Annotated in this window: 15 protein-coding genes and 1 pseudogene; 9 read left to right on the top strand and 7 right to left on the bottom strand. The window is 66.9% G+C overall.

Annotation, left to right across the window (positions count from 1 at the left end; genetic code table 11):
* Positions 1–32: 32 nt before the first annotated feature.
* The 4 genes from P24_RS15725 to P24_RS15710 form a co-directional block, all read right to left on the bottom strand.
* The gene (locus P24_RS15725; protein ID WP_008945730.1) at positions 33–1,247 is read right to left on the bottom strand and encodes a glycosyltransferase; all 1,215 of its coding nucleotides are present in this window, start codon (positions 1,245–1,247) and stop codon (positions 33–35) included.
* Complete coding sequence (locus P24_RS15720; RefSeq protein ID WP_008945729.1) at positions 1,244–2,917, bottom strand: glycosyltransferase; 1,674 nt, start codon at positions 2,915–2,917, stop codon at positions 1,244–1,246. The genes P24_RS15725 and P24_RS15720 overlap by 4 nt, the downstream gene beginning before the upstream one ends.
* 79 nt (positions 2,918–2,996) lie before the next feature.
* On the bottom strand, positions 2,997–3,947 hold the full coding sequence (locus P24_RS15715; protein ID WP_008945728.1) for a hypothetical protein: 951 nt from the start codon (positions 3,945–3,947) through the stop codon (positions 2,997–2,999).
* 110 nt (positions 3,948–4,057) lie between these two features.
* Positions 4,058–4,981: a DMT family transporter gene (locus tag P24_RS15710; protein WP_008945727.1), complete on the bottom strand. Its 924-nt coding sequence runs from the start codon at positions 4,979–4,981 to the stop codon at positions 4,058–4,060.
* A 168-nt stretch (positions 4,982–5,149) separates the two neighbouring features.
* On the opposite strand from P24_RS15710, the gene P24_RS15705 reads away from it, so the two are divergent.
* From P24_RS15705 to P24_RS15680, 6 genes are all read left to right on the top strand, one after another.
* A complete protein-coding gene (locus P24_RS15705) occupies positions 5,150–6,346 on the top strand; it encodes a Bcr/CflA family multidrug efflux MFS transporter (RefSeq protein WP_008945726.1) in 1,197 nt (398 codons plus the stop codon).
* Between the two features lie 101 nt (positions 6,347–6,447).
* On the top strand, positions 6,448–7,164 hold the full coding sequence (locus P24_RS15700) for a ribonuclease activity regulator RraA (RefSeq protein WP_008945725.1): 717 nt from the start codon (positions 6,448–6,450) through the stop codon (positions 7,162–7,164).
* 37 nt (positions 7,165–7,201) lie between these two features.
* The gene (locus tag P24_RS15695; protein WP_008945724.1) at positions 7,202–8,746 is read left to right on the top strand and encodes a UxaA family hydrolase; all 1,545 of its coding nucleotides are present in this window, start codon (positions 7,202–7,204) and stop codon (positions 8,744–8,746) included.
* Between the two features lie 22 nt (positions 8,747–8,768).
* Positions 8,769–11,657, top strand: a complete 2,889-nt coding sequence (locus P24_RS15690; protein WP_008945723.1) for a molybdopterin oxidoreductase family protein — start codon at positions 8,769–8,771, stop codon at positions 11,655–11,657.
* A gap of 1 nt (position 11,658) precedes the next feature.
* Positions 11,659–12,405 (top strand): 4Fe-4S dicluster domain-containing protein, encoded by a 747-nt coding sequence (locus P24_RS15685; RefSeq protein ID WP_008945722.1) that lies wholly within the window; start codon positions 11,659–11,661, stop codon positions 12,403–12,405.
* 26 nt (positions 12,406–12,431) lie between these two features.
* Complete coding sequence (locus P24_RS15680; protein WP_008945721.1) at positions 12,432–13,379, top strand: dimethyl sulfoxide reductase anchor subunit family protein; 948 nt, start codon at positions 12,432–12,434, stop codon at positions 13,377–13,379.
* Between the two features lie 3 nt (positions 13,380–13,382).
* Here the strand turns inward: P24_RS15680 and P24_RS15675 are convergent, their stop codons facing one another.
* Complete coding sequence (locus P24_RS15675; RefSeq protein ID WP_008945720.1) at positions 13,383–15,692, bottom strand: molybdopterin guanine dinucleotide-containing S/N-oxide reductase; 2,310 nt, start codon at positions 15,690–15,692, stop codon at positions 13,383–13,385.
* 127 nt (positions 15,693–15,819) lie between these two features.
* Between P24_RS15675 and P24_RS15670 the strand changes: the two genes are divergently transcribed.
* The 3 genes from P24_RS15670 (at position 15,820) to P24_RS15660 (ending at position 18,994) form a co-directional block, all read left to right on the top strand.
* Complete coding sequence (locus P24_RS15670) at positions 15,820–16,845, top strand: ligase-associated DNA damage response exonuclease (protein WP_040708065.1); 1,026 nt, start codon at positions 15,820–15,822, stop codon at positions 16,843–16,845.
* Between the two features lies 1 nt (position 16,846).
* Entirely contained in the window at positions 16,847–18,415 is a 1,569-nt protein-coding gene (locus tag P24_RS15665) for a cisplatin damage response ATP-dependent DNA ligase (RefSeq protein WP_008945718.1), read from the top strand.
* An 84-nt stretch (positions 18,416–18,499) separates the two neighbouring features.
* On the top strand, positions 18,500–18,994 hold the full coding sequence (locus tag P24_RS15660; RefSeq protein WP_192813256.1) for a PAS domain-containing protein: 495 nt from the start codon (positions 18,500–18,502) through the stop codon (positions 18,992–18,994).
* Positions 18,995–19,002: 8 nt separating this feature from the next.
* Here the strand turns inward: P24_RS15660 and pdeM are convergent, their stop codons facing one another.
* Entirely contained in the window at positions 19,003–19,674 is a 672-nt protein-coding gene (gene pdeM, locus P24_RS15655) for a ligase-associated DNA damage response endonuclease PdeM (protein ID WP_008945716.1), read from the bottom strand.
* Positions 19,674–20,485: pseudogene (locus tag P24_RS15650) on the bottom strand (DNA ligase-associated DEXH box helicase); the annotation flags it as partial. The gene pdeM and the pseudogene P24_RS15650, both read right to left, overlap by 1 nt.

Raw genomic sequence — 20,485 nt, 5'->3', positions numbered from 1 at the left:
TAGGGCGGCTGGCTGCTTCTGCCGCTACCCCGTCAGACACCCCCGTACAGCCGCAGCAATGGCACCAGATCATGCTGTGCCGGGTCAGGCTTCATCGCCGCCCGGCAGTCGGTCCACAGCACCGGTTCGCCCAGGCAGCGCGCCAGTATCTCGGCCAGCGCGTCCGCGTCTGATACAGGCACCAGCAGCCCGAGCGACTGACGCCGCATGACCTCCGCCATGCCGCCAATGTCCGAGGCGATCACCGGGCGGCGGGCAGCCAGCGCCTCCTGCAGCACCAGCGGATCGTTCTCCCACCAGACGGATGGCGCCACGCCCCAGTCCATATCACGCATGAGGTGCGACGCTTGCTCAGGGGCGTAGCCACCATGCAGCGTCACCGCCTCGCCCAGTTCGGCCAGCAGCGGCGCGATCTCCTGCCGGTAGCTGTCCGGCATGTGCCGGTCGTCGCCATGCACCGACAGGCTGAAGCGCTGCCCTGCCCGCTTCAGCGCGACGCAGGCGCGCAGCAGCACCACCAGCCCCTTATGCGGCAGCAGATTGCCGAAATAGCCCAGCCGGTCGCGGCGGCGATCCTGCAGAGTCTCCGGTGGCAAGTCATCAGGCGCGATGTTCGGCAAATGATGCAGCTTCCGGCGCGGCAGACCCCATGCTGCATAACGCTCCAGCGCGAACAGGCTGGGGGCGATGAAGCCGTCCACCAGATCGAGATGCGCCGACAGGAACAACCGACGGCGCTGAAAATCCGCCGCCGACAGGCCGGGACAGCAGGCAGCGCAGGCCTTCGGCTGAGCCGTTTCGCACAGCGCCCCCTCCCCGGTCACCATCAGCCCGTCACGATGGCAGGGCAGGTGAAAATCATGCAGCGACAGGATGATGCGCGCATCCGGCAGGGTGCGGCGGATTACCGCCACGATCTCCGCGCCCAGATCGTAGAGATGGTGGAGATGCACCGCCTGCGGGTTCAGCAGGGCGAGGAAGCGGGTGAAGTCGGTTAGGAAATGTCGGCGGTCGCGCTGCGACAGCAGAAAGCGGTCAAAGGCACCGCCGGCCAGCAGCGTGTCGCGCCCGCCCCGGCTGCGCCGCAGAATGGTGCCGGGGTGCGGCGGCTGCCGGGTGGCGGCGGCCAGATGCGCCTCCACCCTGCCCTCCGCGTTCAGCGCCCGGACCAGCCGCTGTGCCTGAATCTCGGTGCCGCCCGGATGCGCGTCGGGATGGTTGTGGACCAGATGCAGGACCCGGATCACGCGGGCACGGGCAGCGGCGTTTCGGCAAAGGCGGGATCAGCCATCAGCGCCGCGATGGCCTCGCCCCAGACCCTGTCCTGCAACCAGCCATTATAGGCCGAGGCGATGCCGCCGCGATGACCCGGATGCAGCGCCATCGAGGTCCGCTCCTGGTGCACCAGCGCGACATCGGCGCAGTAATGGCTCCGCCGTCCCAGCGCCCGGCAGGCCAGCGCCAGCGTGGAATCCTCGAAATCGCCCAGCACATAGCAGGTATCGAATCCACCGGCCTGCCGGAACAGGCCGGCATCGATCATCAGGCAGGCGCCGGTGACGCCCGGCACCTCGCGGCTGGCAAGTGCTGGCGGATGATCGCCGGGAAAGCCCTTCCAGTAATGCCGGTTCACCCACCAGTCCTGCTCCCCGTGCGAGAAGAACAGTCCGGCATGCTGCAAGCCGCCATCGGGGAACAGCAGGCGCGGCCCGGTGACACCGACATCCGGCTGGGCGCGGTGGAACGCCGCCAGCCGCGCCAGCCAGCCGGATTCTTCCGGCACAACATCGGCGTTTAGGAACAGCAACAGCGGGGCGTTGGCCAGCCCTGCCCCCAGCATGCAGGCCGGGCCATAGCCGTAATTCTCCGCACACACCGCCAGGCGGCAGGCGAGGCCGTAGGTGCGGTGCAGCCCGTCCAGCCGGTCACGCACCAGCGCCGCATCCTCCGGCCGGTCGAGCACATAGATCAGTTCGGCATCGCGCAGGCCGGGATCGAAGCCGAAGCGCGCCGCCTGGATATCGAGGAAATCATAGGCACCATAGAGCGGCACGATGATGCTGACCGTCGGCGAGGCAGGTACCGCACCAAAACCCTCAATTTCGGCCAGATACCTGCCTGCCATCAGATCGCCATTCAGGGCGGAGAGCGCCGGGTGCACGCATTCTTCCAGCAGAGCCGGCGTCACCGCTTCGGCGGGCAGGCTGGCCAGCAGCGCATCGCGCCCCCGCGGCCGGGACAGGCGATGCACGGGAGATACCAGTTCCTCGGTCAGGCCGCCCTGCAAGGCGATCTCCAGACGGACCTGCAGGCAATGGCGGGGATCGCGCGCCAGTGGCACGAAAGCGGCGAAATTCGGCGGGCCCGGATGGGCGGGCAGGCCGTCCGGCGCAAAATGCCGGCGCACCGGATCGTCATTCAGCGGCAGAAAATGTGGCGTAACAGGCGGGCGCTCACCAAAGGGGCTGATCAGCGTCAGCCCTTCCACCGCACCATGCGGGTCCCACAGCCAGCCGCGCAGGAACAGGCCGGCATCGCCGCAGGGTATCGCCAGCGTCAGCCCGGCACCGAAATCATAGGCGCGGTCGGCGCGCTGCCGGGCCGGCAGCGCTTCCAACCGTTGCAGCCAGGCGAAATCGGGGCCGAAGGCAGGAGTGCTCGCCAGCCCGAGCGCCTCGCGCAGGGCAAAGCGGACCTCCGTGGGATAGGCAGCAGTGCGCTGCAGATAGGCATCCGGCCCGGTTACGGCCTCAATGGCCGGTTCATCGGGCTGAAACCGCCCGAACCGCGTCAGCCCGTCCGCCTGCCGGCCGATAAAAACAGCACCATCTGGCACGCCGCCGGCATCGGCGGTCTCCACATAACAGCACCCGCCTGCGAGACGGCAGGCAAACAGGATCGATGGCGTGCCGGCCATAGCGGCCCCTATGACATCCCAGGGCCGATATTAAAAATTGTTTCTGTATATGAACGCAATCAAAAGGCGAAAAAGCCTATCAGCGCATCGCGCTGGCGGTCCATTTCACGACCGGAGCATAGCGCTGGCTGAGGAACTGATAGGTCGACCGGATCAGCCGCACCGCATTCTCATCGGCGACAATCGGCGTCTCCCGCCAGAGATCGAAAATCTCATCCCATTCCAGCGAATAGCCGCGCAACAGGTCGCGCTTGTCGCGGATATAGCTGACGCTGTTCTCATAATTCAGCACCAGGCTGCGCACTTCGGACGTATGATCGTCCATATCGGTGAATATCGCCTTGATATCCTTCTCCGGCGTCGAGAACAGCACCTTTACCCGGCTGATTTCGTCCTTCACCACCCGGCTGGTCTTGAACAGCTTCATCAGCTTCTCAAGCTTCTGCGCGATGGAATCGAGGGCAAGAAAATGCTCCCGCAGAGCCTCGAGATAGGAGAGTTCGCGCACCAGCGCCTCGATGCGCTGGCTCACCCGGTCGGTCGGCGACAGGGTGGCATCGGCCCCACCGCCGATTTCGCTGCCCAGGCGGGTAATGGCGCGATCGAGCTTTTCCTTGGTCTTGGGGTCATCGGCCACCTGCTCCAGCAGGTCCTCATCGACCAGCACCTGCTCGTCGCCGGACACCCAGGAGGCAAGCTGCACATCGATGCGCATGCGCGCGCGCTTGTAATGGCGCGGCTCGATGCTCCAGGAGGCAGAGCCGTCAATCACCTCGTTGGGTATGGAATCGCCGGGATGCACTTCCCGCACATGCTTCAGCGCCTGGCCGACCAGGTCGATCAGCGGCGCGTCGGGATGATCGCCTTCGATCCTGAATTCCGTGCGCAGCGCATTGATCGGCAGCACGACCTTCAGATCGTCCGACGGCAGGTTATAGACAGGCTCACCCGTCAGGGAATCGCGGCGGAAATGGCCGCCCTCGATCTTGAACAGACGATGCTGAAACTGGAACTGGGTCGCTTTTTCCATCGCCGATGCCAACTCACCGCTTTTCGTGTGCGGTAACCATACGCCAAGAAAGTTAACGATCTTTAAATTCCAACCTAACTCCCACGACCAAGCCGCGCGGCGGAGTCCCGTCAGGCCACACGGACAATGCCGACAAGTCCGATCAGCACCAGGGCAAGCCCGATCATCTCCCGCCGCGACAGGCTCTCGCGGAACACGCGCTGCGAGACGATCAGGCTGAACAGCAACTCGGTCAGTCCCAGCGTGCGGACATTGGCGACCGGCTCCAGCGCCATGGCGGTAAACCAGCCGATGGAGGCCAGCGCCCCCATCATCCCAGCCAGCAGCGACAGCCGCCAGGCCTTCAGCACGGCCAGCACGACAGGCGCGTTACGCGCCAGCAGCCAGCCGCCCAGCAGCACGGTCTGGATGGTCTGCGCCCAGACCAGCGCCGTCGCTGCCCCCATGACCGGAGAGGCCGGCTCCAGCGCCAGCGCCGCGCCGCGATAGCCCACCGCCGACAGCGCGAACATCGTACCCGACGCAATGCCCAGCAGCGCCGGGCGGGAACCGAGGCCGGCGATCAGCGCGGACAGCGACATCTTGCCCGCCGGCAGCGAGACCAGCATCACGCCCGCCGTCGCCACAAGCATGGCGATGACCGCCGGCAGGGTGACCGGATCGCCGATCAGCACCGCGCCGAACACCGCGACCTGCAGGATTTCGGTCTTGGAATAGGCCACGCCCAGCGCGAAATTGCGCTCCGCCATCGCCCGCAGCAGCAACGCCGTGGCGGCGATCTGCGCCACCGCCCCTTCCGCCACCCAGAACAGGAAGGACCAGTTCGGACCCGGCACTGCCTCGCCCGACGCACCCCAGACCAGCAGCAGCCAGGCGATGGCGAAGGGCAGGCCATAGAGGAAGCGCACCAGCGTCGCCCCCAGCGTGCCCAGCCCGGCCACCAGATGGCGCTGGGTGGCATTGCGGATCGTCTGGGCGAAGGCCGCCCAGAGGGTGATCGGTATCCAGATCCAGGCAAGGTCGGCGATGGACATGATGCGTCTCGGCAGGAAGCGGTGCCTGAACTCTACTGCATGAAGGCCGGGCCAGGTCTGCAATAAGCGCAGGCCTCTTCCCGCATGCACCCCTGCCCATCGGATGCTATAGAGCGTGTCAGGCCGGCATCCTCGACATGCGGGCACACCGAAACCGACCGGACCAACATGCCTTCGACCCTTCGCCTGGCGCTGATCCTCGGCGCGCTGACTGCCTTCGCCCCCATGTCCATCGACATGTATCTGCCCGCCTTTCCGGCGCTGCAGCAGGATTTCGCGACGGGCGCCGGCAATGTGCAGCTGACATTGTCCGTCTTCCTGCTGGGGCTTGCCGTGGGGCAGCTGCTCTATGGCCCGCTGGCTGACCGCTATGGCCGCAAGCCGCCGCTCTATGTCGGGCTCACTGCCTATGTGCTGGCCTCCGGTGGTGCTGCGCTGGCCGGCGGTATCGACAGCCTGATCCTGCTGCGCCTCGCCCAGGCGTTGGGCGGCTGCGCCGGCATGGTGATTTCCCGTGCCATGGTGCGCGACCTGTTCGACGAGCGCGGCTCGGCCCGCATCTACGCCCATCTCATGCTGGTGATGGGGCTGGCGCCGATCCTGGCGCCGCTGGTCGGCGGGCAGATATTGCTGATAGCAGACTGGCGCGCGATCTTCTGGGTGCTGGCCGGCTTCGGCTTCCTCTGCCTGCTGGCGGTCATCTTCTTCTTGCCGGAGAGCCTGCCCGCCGAAAAACGCCGCCGCGACGGGCTGGGCCAGGTGTTCCGCACCTATGGCGGGCTGCTGGCCAACGGCCATTACCTTGCCTTCGCCATGACCGGCGGCTGCGTGCAGGCGGCGATGTTCGCCTATATCACCGGATCGCCCTTCGTGTTCATCGAACTCTATGGCGTGCCGCCCGAACAGTACGGGTTGCTGTTCGGCCTCAACGCCATCGGCCTGATTGCCGCCGCGCAGCTGAACCACCGGCTGCTTGCCCGCTTTGAGGGGCGCACGATCCTGAACGCCGTTCTGCCGCTTGCCGCCCTGGCCGGCGTCGCGCTGGCGCTGATCGCGGCGACCGGCATCGGCGGGCTGATCGGACTGCTGGTCCCGCTGTTCTTCTGCGTTGCCAGCCAGGGGATCGTCGGCCCGAACGCGCTGGCCGCCGCCATGGCGCCGCAGGGCAGGAACGCCGGCAGCGCCGCCGCCCTGATCGGCGTGCTGCAATTCGGCACCGGCGGCATCGCCGGCGCGCTTGTCGGGGTGCTGGATGACGGCACGGCCCGGCCAATGGCCTTCATCATCTGCGCCCTGCTGCTGGCCGCGCTGGCCTTGCGCCTGTTCGTGCTGCCAAGGGTGCAATCCAGCCCACCGGTAAATTGACAGGGCGGGCGGGGAATGCCTTACTGCCTGTTATCGATCATAACAACTGACGACGCCTGTCCCCAGACGGGTGACGTCCAAGAAATTCCACGGAGCGACCCATGGCGTTGAAGCCCGAAACCCGGGAAAAGCTGAAGAGTGTCAGCACGGCGACGATCTGCACGGCGCTGTACAAGCGCGGCTTCCGCAACCAATTCATCCAGGATGTGCATCCGCTGAACCCGGAGGCCGGGCCGATGGTCGGCGAGGCCTTCACCCTACGCTACATGCCGGCGCGCGAGGATCTGAACCCGCTGACCGCCTTCCAGGACCGAGGCCATCCGCAGCGCAAGGCGGTGGAGGAATGCCCGCCGGATGCGGTGTTTGTGATCGACAGCCGCAAGGATGCGCGCGCCGCCTCCGCCGGTTCCATCCTGGTCAGCCGGCTGATGAAGCGCGGCGTGGCCGGCGTGGTCACCGATGGCGGCTTCCGCGACGCACCGGAAATCGCCCGACTGGCCATCCCCGCCTATCACAACCGCCCCTCGGCGCCGACCAACCTGACACTGCACCAGGCCATTGACATCAATGTCCCCATCGGCTGCGGCGATGTGCCGGTCTGGCCGGGCGATGTCGTGGTGGGCGATGGCGATGGCGTGGTGGTGATCCCGGCCCATCTGGCCGACGAGATTGCCGCCGAGGCGGTGGAGATGACCGCCTTCGAGGATTTCGTCACCGAGGAGGTGATGAAGGGCCGCTCCATCCTGGGCCTCTATCCGGCGACAGAGGAGCAGACCCGCATTGATTTCGCCGCCTGGCGAAAGGCGAACGGTCGCTAAATTTCATCAGCCAGCCCCGCTTTCCGAGAGGCCAGCCATGAACGCCTTCGCCAAGACCATGACCGGTCCGGTCATCCGCCTGCACCCGGACGACAATGTCGTCGTCGCCCGCATCCCGGTCGCCGCCGGCACCGAGATTCCGGGCGAGGGCATCACCTCCCGCGATGAGGTGAAGGCGGGCTACAAGATCGCGTCGCGCGCCATCGCCAGGGGCGAGCCGGTGCAGAAATACAGCACCACCATCGGCTTCGCGGCGGAGGACATTCCGGCTGGCGCCATGGTGCACAGCCACAATATCGAGTTCCGCGAATTCGACCGCGACTATGCCTATGCTCGCGACTACAAGCCGGTCGAACTGCTGCCGGAGGCGGAACGCGCGACCTTCCAGGGCATCGTGCGGCCGGACGGGCGGGTGGCGACCCGCAACTATATCGGCATCATCTCCACGGTGAATTGTTCGGCTACCGTCGTGCATGGCGTCGCCGACTATTTCACGCCGGAACGGCTGGCCGATTATCCCAATGTCGATGGCGTGGTGGCACTGGCACATCAGCTGGGCTGCGGCATGGAACTGTCGGGCGAGCCGATGGCGCTGCTGCGGCGGACGATGGCCGGCTATATCCGTCATCCCAACCTGTCCGCCGCCGTGGTGATCGGGCTGGGCTGCGAGCGCAACCAGATTGCCGGGCTGATGATGGAACAGGGGCTGGAGGTTTCCGACAACCTCAAGACCTTCACCATGCAGGAGACCGGCGGCACGCGCAAAAGCATCGAGGCCGGCATCGAGGCGGTAAAGGCGATGCTGCTGGAAGCCAACAAGGTCACACGGCAGACCGTTTCCGCCAGCCACCTGGCGGTCGGACTGCAATGCGGCGGGTCGGACGGGTTTTCCTCGATCACCGCCAACCCGGCGCTGGGTGCCGCGATGGATATCCTGGTCCGCCATGGCGGCACGGCGATCCTGTCCGAGACCCCGGAAATCTATGGCGTCGAGCACACGCTGACGCGCCGCGCCGTCAGCCGCGAGGTCGGCGAGAAGCTGATCGAGCGCATCCGCTGGTGGAAGGACGATTACAACAAGGGCCGCGACACGCAGATCAACGGCGTGGTCAGCCCCGGCAACCAGATGGGCGGCCTCGCCAACATCTTCGAGAAGTCGCTGGGCTCCTCCATGAAGGGTGGCACCGGACCGCTGATGGAGGTCTATAAGTACGCCGAGCCGGTGACCACCAAGGGCTTCGTGTTCATGGACACGCCGGGCTATGACCCGGTTTCCGCCACCGGGCAGGTGGCCGGCGGCGCCAATCTGATCGCCTTCACCACCGGGCGCGGCTCGATGTTCGGGGCAAAGCCGGTGCCCTCGATCAAGCTGGCGACCAACACGCCGATGTTCACCCGCCTGGAAGAGGACATGGACATCAATTGCGGCCTGATCATGGATGGCGAAGTCTCCATGCAGGAGATGGGCGAGCGCATCTTCCGGCTGCTGCTCGACACCGCATCGGGCAAGAAGAGCAAGAGCGAGGAGTTGGGCGTCGGACGCTACGAATTCGTGCCCTGGCAGATCGGCGTGATGGCGTGACCCGGAAAGCATTCAGCGAAGCATGACACAGCACCGCAAGCCCGACCTGCTGGAACGCCTGGCCGGCCCCGCCGAGCAGGTGGACACCTCGCCGAAGGTCGCTGACGAGACCAAATTCACGACCTGCTACATGTGCGCCTGCCGCTGCGGCATCAAGGTGCATCTGAAGGACGGCCGGGTCCGTTACATCGAGGGCAACAGGAACCACCCGGTGAACAAGGGCGTGCTGTGCGCCAAGGGTTCCGCCGGTATCATGACGCAATACTCCCCGGCGCGGCTGCAGAAGCCCCTGCTACGCGTGGGTGAGCGCGGGGCGGGCGAGTTCAAGGAGATCGAGTGGGAGGAGGCACTGTCGCTGGCCACCGACTGGCTGGGCGGTATCCGCCAGACCGACCCGAAGAAGCTGGCCTTCTTCACCGGGCGCGACCAGAGCCAGTCCTTCACCGGCTGGTGGGCGGCACAGTTCGGCACCCCCAACTTCGCCGCGCATGGCGGCTTCTGCTCGGTGAACATGGCCGCTGCCGGCCTCTATTCCATCGGCGGCAGCTTCTGGGAATTCGGCGAGCCGGACTGGGACCATGCCGAATATTTCCTGATGTTTGGCGTGGCCGAGGATCACGATTCCAACCCGATCAAGACCGGCCTGACCAAGCTTAAGGAACGCGGCGCCAAATATGTCGCGGTGAACCCGGTGCGCACCGGCTATGCCGCGATTGCCGACGAATGGGTCGGCATCCGCCCCGGCACGGACGGGCTGTTCGTCTTCGCGCTGATCCACGAGCTTCTGCGCACCAACCGCATCGATCTCGACTTCCTGGTGCGCTACACCAACGCGCCCTGGCTGGTGGTGCGCAATCCGGGCAGCGCCGATGACGGGCTGTTCGCGCGCGATGCCGACGGCAAGCCGCTGGCCTGGGACGCCAAGGCGAAGGCGCCGGTCGCAGCGACGACAGCCGATTTCGCGCCATCGCTGGTTGGCGAGGTGATTCTGCCGGACGGCCGCAAGGCGGTGCCGGTGTTCGAACTGCTGGCCGGACGCTATCTCGATGCCGAATATGCACCCGACGCGGTGGCCGAGACCTGCGGCGTCGCCGCCGAGGATATCCGCCGCATCGCCGCCGAGATCGCGCATGTCGCCTTCGAGAAGCAGGTGGTGATCGACCAGCCCTGGACCGACTGGGCCGGCCGCCGGCACGAGAAGATGATCGGCCGCCCGGTCGCCATGCATGCGATGCGCGGCATCTCCGCCCATTCCAACGGCTTCCATACCTGCCGGGCAATCCACCTGCTGCAGATGCTGCTGGGCGCCATCGATACGCCGGGCGCCTGGCGCTACAAGGCGCCGTTCCCGCGGCCGATGCCGCCGGGGCCGAAGCCGGCTGGCAAGGAGGTGAAGCCGAACACCCCGCTGCCGGGCATGCCGCTGGGCTTCACCCACGGGCCGGAGGATCTGCTGGTCGAGGCGGACGGCACGCCGAAGCGCATCGACAAGGCCTATTCCTGGGAAGCGCCGATGTCCGCCCACGGGCTGATGCATATGGCGATCCACAATGCCTGGGCGGGCGATCCCTACCCCATCGACACGCTGTTCATGTTCATGGCCAACATGTCGTGGAATTCGACCATGAACACCGGCGGCACCATCGAGAAGCTGACCGACAAGCACGCCGATGGCAGCTACAAGATTCCGCGCATCATCTATTCCGACGCCTATTTCTCGGAGATGGTGCCCTATGCCGATTTGATCCTGCCGGACACCACCTATCTGGAACGCTGGGACTGTATCTCCCTGCTCGACCGGCCGATCGGCAGCGCGCACGGCCCCGCCGACGCGATCCGCCAGCCGGTCATCCAGCCGGACCGCGATGTGCGCCCGTTTCAGGATGTGCTGATCGAGCTTGGCGCGCGGCTTGGCCTGCCCGGCCTGGTGAAGGAGGATGGCAGCCCGCGCTATCCCGGCGGTTATCCCGATTACATCGTCAATCACGAGCGCAAGCCCGGTGTCGGCCCGCTGGCCGGCTGGCGCGGCGAGGATGGCAACTTGCCTGGCAAGGGGGCCGCGAATCCCAACCAGTTGAACCGCTATATCGAGAATGGCTGCTTCTGGAAGCATGAGCTGGAACCCGACCAGCTCTACTTCAAGCATGCCAATAAGGGCTATCTGGAGGCGGCGGTGAAGCTGGGGCTGATCGATTCGGCCGAGCAGATCGTCCTCCAGCTCTACAGCGAGCCGATGCAGAAATTCCGCCTCGCCGCCCTGGGCCATGGCGCGGTGCAGCCGCCGGAGCGCGACCGCGCGCGGGTGAAGGAATATTTCGACCCGCTGCCGATCTGGTATGTGCCGTTCGAGGAAGAAGCCGTCGATCCCGACGACTACCCGCTGCACGCGCTGACCCAGCGGCCGATGCCGATGTATCATTCCTGGGGCTCGCAGAATGCCTGGCTGCGCCAGATCTATACGCGCAACCGGCTCTATATCAGCCGCGAACTGGCGGCGGATGAAGGGCTGGAGGATGAGGACTGGGTCTGGGTCACCAGCCATCACGGCAAGCTGAAATGCCAGATCCAGACCATGGAAGGCGTGAACCGCGACACGGTGTGGACCTGGAATGCCATCGGCAAGCGCGCCGGCGCGTGGAACCTGGCCCCCGACGCGCCGGAGGCGACCAAGGGCTTCCTGCTGAACCACGCGATCAGCGAGTTGCTGCCGGACCGGGGCGGCTACCGCTATTCCAATTCCGACCCGGTGACCGGCCAGGCGGCCTGGTACGACCTGCGCGTGCGGATCGACAAGATCAAATCGACCGAGGCGCAGCGCAGCGAGCCGGTTTTCCCGACCCTCACCCCGCCCGACCTGCCACCGCGCCCCGCCGTGCTTCGCTACGGCGCCGCCAATAGCCGGAAGCGCTGAGATGACCGCCCTGCCCCCCACCAGTCCCGGCCAGAAGAAGCTCGGCCTCGTCATCGATCTGGATGTCTGCGTCGGCTGCCATGCCTGCGCGGTAAACTGCAAGGAATGGAACACCAGCGGCCATTCCGCCCCCTTGACCGACCTTGCCCCCTATGGCGCCAAGCCGGACGGCGTGTGGTTCAACCGCATCCACAGCTTCGAGGCCGGCGAGGGTGCGGACAGCCGCACCGTCAACTTCCCGCGCTCCTGCCTGCATTGCGAGGAGCCGCTCTGCGTCACCGTCTGCCCGACCGGCGCCAGCTACAAGCGCGCCGAGGACGGCATCGTGCTGGTGAACCCGGACACCTGCATTGGCTGCAAGCTGTGCTCCTGGGCCTGCGCCTATGGCGCGCGCGAGTTCGACAGCGACGAAGGCGTGATGAAGAAATGCACGCTGTGCGTGGACAAGATTTATAACGAGAACCTGCCGGAAGAAGACCGGGTGCCGGCCTGCGTGTCCACCTGCCCGTCGCATGCGCGGCATTTCGGCGATCTGGGCGATCCGGAGTCCGAGGTCTCGCTGCTGGTCGCCGCGCGCGGCGGCTACGATCTGATGCCGGAGCTGGGCTACAAGCCGACCAACAAATACCTGCCGCCGCGCCCGCGCCAGAATCCGCTGTCGGGCTGTTCCTCGGCCCCCGCCGCCGATGCCGACGCGACACCCGCCAAGGGCCTGTTGCGCTGGGTTGACCAGATGCTGTCGCGCTGATCCCGCTGCCCGGAATTACCCAAACGATGAACCCCGCCTTTTCCGTCATCTTCTTCACCACCGCTTCCGGCGCCGGCTACGGGCTGATCGCGCTGTTCGGCATCGGCGCCATGCTCGGCCTGCTACCGAATGACCGCTGGTTTGGCGGCGTCAGCCTGGGCGTGGCACTGGCGCTGGTCAGTGCCGGCCTGCTGTCCTCGACCTTCCATCTGGGCCATCCGGAACGCGCCTGGCGCGCCTTCTCGCAATGGCGCACCTCCTGGCTGTCGCGCGAGGGCGTGCTGGCGGTGCTGACCTTCGTACCGGCCGGGCTGCTGTGGCTGGTCTGGGTGCTCTGCGGGCCGGGCCTGTGGACCGCGATCCTGGGCCCCATCGCCGCCGCTTTGGCGCTGGCGACGGTCTGGGCGACGGCGATGATCTACGCCTCTCTGAAGCCGATCCATCAGTGGCACAATAAATGGGTGCTGCCGAACTATCTGACGCTGGCACTGTTTAGCGGCGGCGTGCTGCTGTACGGGCTGCTGCATCTGTGGGGGCCAGCCCTGCCGCTGGCCGGCGAGGCGGCGCTGGTGGCCGGCCTGATCGCGCTGACGCTGAAGCGGCTGTACTGGAACTTCATCGAGCGCACGCAGGCGGAAAGCACGCCCGAAACGGCCACCGGCCTTGGCCATCTGGGCAAAGTCCGGCTGTTCGAGGCGCCGCATACCGAGAGCAACTACCTCTTGAAGGAAATGGGCTTCAAGGTCGGCCGCAAGCACGCCGCGAAGCTGCGCCGCATCGCGCTGGTGGCGGGCTTCTACATCCCGATCCTGCTGACCATGCTGGCGCTGACCTCCGCCGGACAGAGCGTGGCCGTGGCCTCATCCCTGCTGGCGGTGCTGAGCCTCGCCATCGGAATCCTGGCCGAGCGCTGGCTGTTCTTCGCCGAGGCAAAGCACACCGTTACGCTCTATTACGGCGCGGAGCGGGTTTAGGTCTTACGCGACCGCCGGCTGCCTGAAGGCGGTTACCTCCGGCAGCTCATCCCGCCACAGCTCGACCTCGACCAGACAGCTATGCGCCACCGGCCCCTGCGCCAGGCGCGAGGTGCCGCGGTCGCGGGTCAGCACGTTGGGATTGCCGTGCTTCTCCAGGCTGCCCGGATGCTCCGGCTCCAGCGGGTCGAACCAGGCGCCGGTCGGCAGCTGCACCACGCCCTTCATCACCACGTCGGAGACGATGACACCGGCCAGCAGTGCGCCGCGCCCGTTGAACACGCGCGCCACATCGCCATCCTTCAGCCCGCGCGCCGCCGCATCCTCGGGATGCAGCCACATCGGCTCGCGCCCCTGGATCTTGCTGGCGCGGCTGACCGTGCCATTGTCGAGCTGGCCATGCAAGCGCGTGCGCGGTTGGTTCGACATCAGATGCAGCGAATAGTCGCGCACCGCCTCCGACCCGAGCCATTCCTTCGGTTCGCGCCAGACCGGATGGCCGGGGCAATCGTCATAGCCGAAGCCGGCGATGGTCCTGGAGAAAATCTCGATCTTGCCGGACGGCGTATCCAGCTTCTGGGCATCCGGGTCGGCGCGGAACCCTTCGAACAGGGTGAAGGGCTTCTCCGGCGCCGGAATCTCGACATGGCCGGCCTCCCAGAACGCCTCGAAGGACGGCACGGTGACGTCATGTTCGGCGATCCGCTGCTGCCAGACCTCATAGAGGTGGCGCACCCATTCCATCTCGCTGCGGCCCTCGGTGAAGGCCTCGCGGAAGCCCAGCCGCTCCGCCATGCCGGCGAAGATGTCATGGTCATGCCGCGCCTCGCCCACCGGCTCCACCGCCTTATGCATGGCCATGACGAAGCGGTCGCGCGGGCTGGAGCCCAGATCGTTGCGCTCCAGCGTCGTGGTCGCCGGGAAGACGATGTCGGCATGGCGTGCCGTCGCGGTCCACCAGGGCTCGTTCACGATCACCGTGTCGGGCTGGCGGAAGGCGCAGACCAGCCGGTTCAGATCCTGATGATGGTGGAACGGATTGCCGCCGCACCAATAGACGATCCTGATGTCCGGGTAGGTGCGCTTCTCGCCGTCATAATCGTAAGTGGCGCCCGGTTCCAGCAGCATGTCGGCGATGCGCGCGACCGGGATGAAGTTATCGACCGACCCGCGCCCGGCCAGCATGTTCGGCGTCGGCAGCTTCTTGCGCGGCGCGCCCATCGCCGCCTCGCAGCCATAGCCAAAGCCATAGCCGCCGCCGGGCAGGCCGATCTGGCCCAGCATCGCCGCCAGGGTAACGGTCATCCAGTAGGGCTGCTCGCCATGGTCGGCGCGCTGCAGCGACCAGGCGGTGGCGATCATGGTGCGGGTGCCGGCCATGCGCCGGGCAAGGCCGCGGATGGTCTCCGCCGGGATGCCGCACAGTCCCGCCGCCCAGTCCGCATCCTTCGGCTGGCCGTCGGTCTTGCCCAGCAGATAGGGCAGGAATTCGTTGAAGCCGACAGTATAGCGGTCGAGGAAAGCCTGATCGTGGAGATTCTCCGCCACCAGTGTATGGGCCAGCGCCAGCATCAGCGCGGTGTCGCTGTTCGGGCGCACCGCCAGCCATTCGGCCTGGAGGAAATCCGCCGCGTCGTCGCGCAGCGGGCTGATGTTCACGAACTCCACGCCGGCCTGCTTGCAGCGTTCCAGCCAGGGCTGGGTGATGTGCGAGCCGACACCGCCGGAATCGATCTGCGCATTCTTCAGCGGCACGCCGCCGAAGCAGACCATCAGCTTCGTGTACTTCGCGATACCGTCCCAGGAGGAGAGCGGTCCCTGCACCGATTCCAGTGAGCCAACGATATGCGGCAGCAGGGTGATGGCGGCGGCGTAGCTGTAATTCTGCACCTGCCTTGTGAAGCCGCCCATGCCGTTCAGGAAGCGGTGCAGCTGGGTGCGCGCATGGTGAAAGCGCCCGGCGCTCGACCAGCCGTAGGAGCCGCCGAAGATCGCCTCATTGCCATGGCTGTCGCGGACCCGCTTCAGCTCGGCGGCGGCGAGGTCCAGCGCCTTGTCCCAGGAGACCGGCACGAAGGCCTCCGCCCCGCGCAGATGGCGGCGGCCGCCCGGCCCTTCCTCCAGCCAGCCCTTGCGGATCATCGGCTGGCGGATGCGGCTCTCGTCATACAGCGCCTCCGGCATGGAGGTGATGAGCGGCGACGGCGCCTCGTCTTTCTCGAAGGGGGTGACGCCGACAACCCGCCCATCCTTCACCTGGGCACGGAACGCGCCCCAGTGCGAGCTGTGAATGACGCCCTTGCCGCCGGTCATGACTGTCTCCCTTTTGTAACCGTATCTTCTCAATAAGAGAGGAACGGTCCCACTTCAACAGCCGCCGCCGTAAAGCAGACCTGCGGCGGTGGCCGAACAGAGCAAGCCACGCCATATAGTGGGCGTCATGTCGAATGCAAAAGCCGAGAACTGGCCGGGAAACTGGGTCGAGACGCGGCCCGAGGGGCTGTATGTCCGCCCCGGCGGCTTCTATGTCGACCCCATGCGCCCGGTGGACCGCGCCGTCATCACCCATGGCCATGCCGACCATGCGCGGCCCGGCCACAGGGCGGTGCTGGCGACATCCGGCACGCTGGCGATCATGCGCGCCCGCTATGGCGAGGAGACCGGCCAGGCGCGGCAGGCGCTGGCCTATGGCGAGAATATCCGCATCGGCGAGGTGGAGGTGGCGCTGCATCCGGCCGGCCATGTGCTGGGCAGCGCGCAGGTCAGCCTCACCTGGCGCGGCGCGCGGCTCGTCATCTCCGGCGACTACAAGCGCCGGCGCGACCCGACCTGCCCGGCCTTCGAGCCGGTACCCTGCGATGTGTTCGTGACCGAGGCGACCTTCGGCCTGCCGGTGTTCCGCCACCCGCCGGACACGGAGGAGATCGCCAAGCTGCTGCATTCGCTGGAAGTGTTCCCGGAACGCGCGCATGTCGTCGGCGTCTATGCGCTGGGCAAGGCGCAACGGCTGATAAGGCTGCTGCGCGAGGCGGGCTATGACCGGCCGCTCTATGTCCATGGCGCACTGCAGGCGCTGTGCGACCTCTATGAGGCGGAGGGCGTGCCGCTGGGGCCGCTGCGCCCCGCGCTGGCGGCGGAGAAGGAGGCCTTCCGGGGTCAGATCGTGCTGGCCCCGCCTTCCGCCATCGCCGACCGCTGGTCACGCCGCCTGCCCGACCCGCTGACCGCCGCAGCCTTTGGCTGGATGCGGGTGCGCCAGCGCGCCAAGCAGCGCGGCGTGGAGATGCCGCTGGTGATCTCCGACCATGCCGACTGGGACGAGCTGATGCAGACGCTGGAGGATGTCGGCGCGCCGGAGGTCTGGGTCACGCATGGCCGCGAGGAGGCGCTGGTGCATGCCGCCCGGCAGCGCGGCATCGAGGCGCGCGCCCTGTCTCTGGTCGGCTTCGAGGAAGAGGGGCAATAGCGTGAAGCCCTTCGCCACCCTGCTGGACGCGCTGATCTTCACCCCGTCGCGCAACGCCAAGCTGCGGCTGATCGCCGACTATATGGCCAACACGCCGGACCCGGACCGCGGCTATGCGCTGGCGGCACTGACCGGCGACCTCTCCTTCCGCACCGCCAAGCCGGCGCTGATCCGCCAGCTGGTGGCCGAGCGCGTCGATCCCGAGCTGTTCGGCTGGTCCTATGATTTCGTCGGCGACCTGGCGGAGACGGCTGCGCTGATCTGGCCAGAGCGCCGCAGCAACCGCGACTGGCCGCATCTGGCCGAAGTGGTAGAGCGGCTGGACAGCGCCGGCCGTGCCGAGATGCCGGGCCTGCTGGCGGAATGGCTGGACGCGCTGGACGCCACCGGGCGCTGGGCGCTGCTGAAGCTGATCACCGGCGGCCTGCGCGTCGGCGTTTCGGCCCGGCTGGCCAAGACCGCCGTGGCTTCACTGGGCAATATCGACCCCGCCGAGGTGGAGGAAGTCTGGCACGGGCTGGAGATGCCCTACGCCCCGCTGTTCGCCTGGGTAGAAGGCAAGGCGCCGCGCCCCGCCGTGGAGGCCGGCGCCGGCTTCCGCCCGCTGATGCTGGCCAACCCGCTGGAGGAGCGCGAGATCGAGACGCTGGAGGCCTCCGCCTACCGCGCCGAATGGAAATGGGACGGCATCCGCGTGCAGATTGCCGCGCGCGGCGGGCAGCGGCGGCTCTATTCCCGCACCGGCGACGATATCTCCGGCGCTTTCCCGGACATTCTGGGAGCGATGGATTTCGACGCGGTGCTGGATGGCGAGCTGCTGGTGCTGCGCGCGGGCGAGGTCGCACCCTTCAACGATCTGCAGCAGCGGCTGAACCGCAAGAGCGTGACGCCGAAACTGTTGCGCGACCACCCGGCGCATGTGCGGCTCTACGACCTGCTGTTCGATGGCGACGAGGACCTCCGCCCCCTGCCCTTCGATGCCCGCCGGCAAAGGCTGGATGCCTGGCACGCCCGGACCGGGCCGGACCGCATGGATCTGTCGCCGCTGATCCCCTTCGCGCATCTGGATGAGTTGAAGGTGCTGCGCGCCGGCGCCCGCGACGCGGCCATCGAGGGGCTGATGCTGAAGCGCGGCGACAGCCCCTATCTGGCGGGCCGGCCGAGAGGCCCCTGGTTCAAGTGGAAGCGCGACCCGCTGACGCTGGATGTCGTGCTGATGTATGCCCAGCGCGGGCATGGCAAGCGGTCCTCCTTCTATTCCGACTATACGTTCGGCGTCTGGCGCGATTCGGAGCTGGTGCCGGTCGGCAAGGCCTATTCCGGCTTTACCGATGCGGAGCTGCTGGAGCTGGACAAATGGGTGCGCAACCACACGACCGACCGGTTCGGCCCGGTGCGCGCGGTGGAATCCGGCCTGGTGCTGGAAGTGGCCTTCGACAGCGCGCACCCCTCGGCCCGGCACAAGAGCGGCTATGCGCTGCGCTTCCCGCGCATCCACCGCATCCGCTGGGACAAGCCGGCGGAGGAGGCCGACCGCATCGAGACGGTTGCGGGGCTAGCCTTGACATAACGAAGTATGATTCAATCCCGGCAGTGTAAAGATAACGGGATACCGCGCCTTGCCCCACCAATGTCGGCTTTCGGGAGCCGTTTTGTGACGGAGACGGCCCGCGACTGGTTTCTGGTCGATGACGCGACCGAGCGGGACGGCTGGCATCCGCTTGTCCGCACGGTGCATGATTACTGGCTGCGGATTGCACCGCCCGGCCTTCTGCCGGGCCGCCAGCATATGGACCCGCTGGACATACCGGACCTGCTGCCACGCATCTGGCTGCTGGATGTCATCTGGCCCGGACCCGAATTCCGGTTCCGGCTGGTCGGCAGCCGCATCGTGAACCGGCTGGGCCATGACCCCACCGGCGAACGGCTGGAGGATGCGTCCCTCGATTATGAGCAGAATCCCAGCCTGACGGAGCGTTACCGGGCGACGGTGGAGCATCGCCAGCCGACTTACCGGCTGGGCCCGCAAAGACTGACCCGTACCCGCGATTTCGAGTTCGTGGAGAACATCTTCCTGCCGATGGCGGAGGACGGGCGGACAGTCGATATGCTGATGGCGCTGTCGGTGCTGGTGGACAATCCGGATTAGTGGCTCGTTTATCGCCTTCCAGGCAGGCTGTGCACCCTGGCGCGACCGATCAGGTGAATGTCGAAGCCTTTCGGAAACAGCCGCCCGATCGCCGGATCGGACACATCCAGCCCGCCGGCATAGGCGCCAAAGGCCGGCAGGATCAGCCGCCTGCCATCGGTCACGAAGCAGCGCCCGGAGACCCGCCGGGCCCGGGTCTGCACCGTCGCCTTCGGGTGATAATGGCCACTGACCTCGCCCATCGTACTGCCCGCCTCCGCCTCGTGCCGAAACACCAGCGGCCCCAGCACGATCTCCGACTCGACGCCCCCGCCCCAGTCCGCCGGCGGGGCCGGGTCGTGATTGCCGGCGATCCAGCGCCAGTCGCAGGATGCCGTAAGCCGTGACAGCAGGGCGATATCGTCCGCCTCCAGCCGCGCGGCGGCATCGCCATCATGGAAGCTGTCGCCCAGGCAGATCATCATCGCCGGCTTCAGCCGCGCCATCACCGCCTCCAGCCGGGCCAGCGTCTCCCGCGTGTCATAGGGTGGCAGCAGCGTGCCGTGCCGGGCATAGCCGCTGCCCTTTTCCAGATGCAGATCGGCGGCGACCAGCAGGCGGCGCTCCGCCCACCACAGCGCGCCGCTGAAATCGGCGGTCAGTTCGGCGCCGTTGAGCAGGAATCGGGAGGCATTCGGCATCACAGGGGCAGGCTGGCTTGCGGCGGCAGACGGGTGGCTTCTTCGATCAGCGCCTCGGCGGTTTCGTCGAGCAGATCGTCGAGGCCGGCACCATAGACCTGCTCCCGCCCGATCTCCAGCATCACCGGCACGGCCAGCGGCGAGATGCGGTCCAACCGCCGATGCGTGATCCGGCCCTTGATGCGGCCCAGCATGGCGGACAGGCGGGAAATATCGGTAAGGCCGCCCGCCGCATCGGCGCGGGTGGCGCGCAGCAGCACATGCGACGGCTCGTGCTTCCGCAGCACGTCATAGATAAGGTCGGTGCTGAAGGTGACCTGCCGCCCCGTCTTCTCCTGCCCCGGCGCGCGTTTCTCGATCAGCCCGGCGATCACCGCGACATTGCGGAAGGTGCGGCGGAGCATGCTGCTCTCATCCATCCATTCCTCCAGATCGTCGCCCAGCAGATCCTCCGCGAACAGCTCGTCCATCGCGGCGGACGGCACCGGCTTCACGCTCCACACCGCCAGCACATAATCGGAGGCGACGAAGCCCAGCGGGCCGAACCCCATCCGCTCCATCCGCCGTGTCAGCAGCATGCCCAGCGTCTGGTGCGCGTTACGCCCCTCGAAGCAGTAGGCGACCAGGAATTCCTTGCCGCCGCGCGGGAAGCTCTCGACCAGCAGCCCGTCGCGGCGCGGCATGACGGAGCGGAACTGCTGCATGCGCAGCCATTCCTCGACCGGCGCCGGCAGGGTTGGCCAGTTGGCATCATCCTGCAGCAGGCCGCGCACCCGGTCGGCCAGCGAGGTGGAGAGCGGCAGCCGCCCGC

The sequence above is a fragment of the Oceanibaculum indicum P24 genome (assembly GCF_000299935.1).
Taxonomy (GTDB): Bacteria; Pseudomonadota; Alphaproteobacteria; order Oceanibaculales; family Oceanibaculaceae; genus Oceanibaculum; species Oceanibaculum indicum.
The sequence above is the reverse complement of the archived record's forward strand: the minus strand, read 5'-3'. Positions and strand labels throughout refer to the sequence as shown.